1 protein-coding gene is annotated in these 1,656 nt (G+C 59.5%); it reads left to right on the top strand.

Translation table 11 applies throughout. From position 1 onward, the window contains the following. On the top strand, positions 1-1,656 hold a 1,656-nt coding region (locus ACUHMQ_RS18915), incomplete at both ends, for an RHS repeat domain-containing protein (RefSeq protein ID WP_445297015.1).

Genomic DNA, 1,656 nt, shown 5'->3' with positions numbered 1-1,656 from the left:
ACACGGACAGCGCCAAAGCCGAACGCAAGCGGCTCGGCTATCCCGAAGTCTTGGCTAACGTGACCGCGGACCAGCTCGATGCATTGCGCAAGCAACACGCCACCACCTATGCCTACGACAATGCCGGAAGACGCATCAGCAGCACCGATGCCCGGGGCAGCAAGACCCGTTATTACTACGATGCAGCGGGTCAGTTGCGTTACACCGTCAATGCCCTCGGCGAGGTGCGTAAGACGGATTACACCGCCTTTGGTGAAATCAGCAGTACCACCGCGTTCACCCAGCGCCTCAGCGATCTAACAAACATTGACGGCGGCTTGCTGAGCGATGCCACCCAGACGAAGTTCGAGCAGCTGGCCAATGCGGCGGAAGACAAGACCAGCCGGATCAATTACACCTTACGCGGGCTGGTCAAGGAAGCCCTGGACAGCCTGGGTAAGACCACCAGCACGACCTACACTGCCTTTGGTGAAGTTGACTTGGTGGTAAGTCCAATCGACGCAACGCGGGTGAACGCCACTCGCTTCCAATACGATGCACGCGGTAAGTTGATCTCAACCAAGCAGGATGAGAACGGCCTGAATGTTGTCAGGGCGACGGAATATGACGCGTTTGGCCGTGCAATCGCATTGACAGACGCCAATGGTTATACCACCCGTACCGACTACGACCGGCTCGGCCGTACCGTGGTCGTTACCGATCCCCTCAATGCCCGACGCACCACCACCTACGACGCCTTCGACCGTGTCCTTACACAGACCGATGCATTGGGCCACACCACCACCACCGAGTACGACAGCGCCAAGCGCCGCATCACTGTCACGACAGCGGATGGGGTGAAGACCAGCAGCGAGCGTAACCGGCACGGTGAAGTCATCCAGCTCACCGATGGCAATGGCAACACCACGACTTACCAGTACAGCGCTGACGGCAAACTGCAAAGCACGACCGATGCGTTGGGCAATACCAGCCGCAAGGCTTACGACAGTGTCGGCAATGTCATCAGCACAACCGATGCCAATGGCACCGTCACGCTATACCAGTACGACGCCGCCAACCGGCAACTGCAGAAGCAGATCGATCCAACGGGCTTGAAGCTGACCAGCAGCGTGACCCTCGATGGACAGGGCCGCACGGTCACCAGCACGGACGCCAATGGCGTGATCACCCGCAACCACTTCGACCGCCAGGGACAACTCACGGCGGTGGTGGTGGACGAGGGGGGATTGCAGCTACGCACCGAATACCGCTACGACGACCAGGGCCGTACGCTTAGTGTCACAGAAGGCGCGGGCACGCCAGCCGCCAAGACCACCGCGTATACCTACGACAATGCAGGAAGGCGGATCAGCGAGACGGTGGACCCGGCGGGGTTGAAGCTGACGACGCGCTTCGACTACGACGCCATGGGCAATGTGGTGGCGAAGTGGGATGCGAACGGCAACGCCACCCGCTTTGCCTATGACGCAGCAGGTCGCCAACGCTACAGCATCAATGCCCTTGGTGAAGTCACCGAGAAACAATACGATGCAGCAGGCCGGCTGATCCGCACCACCCAATACGCCAAAGCGATCCCGAATCCACAGATCACCCAAGTAGAGCTTGAAGCCTTATTGCGCAGCGATCCTTATGCCAAGGATACCGCCAACCGCAGTA

The organism is Chitinimonas violaceus, assembly GCF_052601015.1.
Note: the sequence above shows the minus strand (reverse complement) of the source record. Positions and strands in the feature narration are given on the sequence as shown.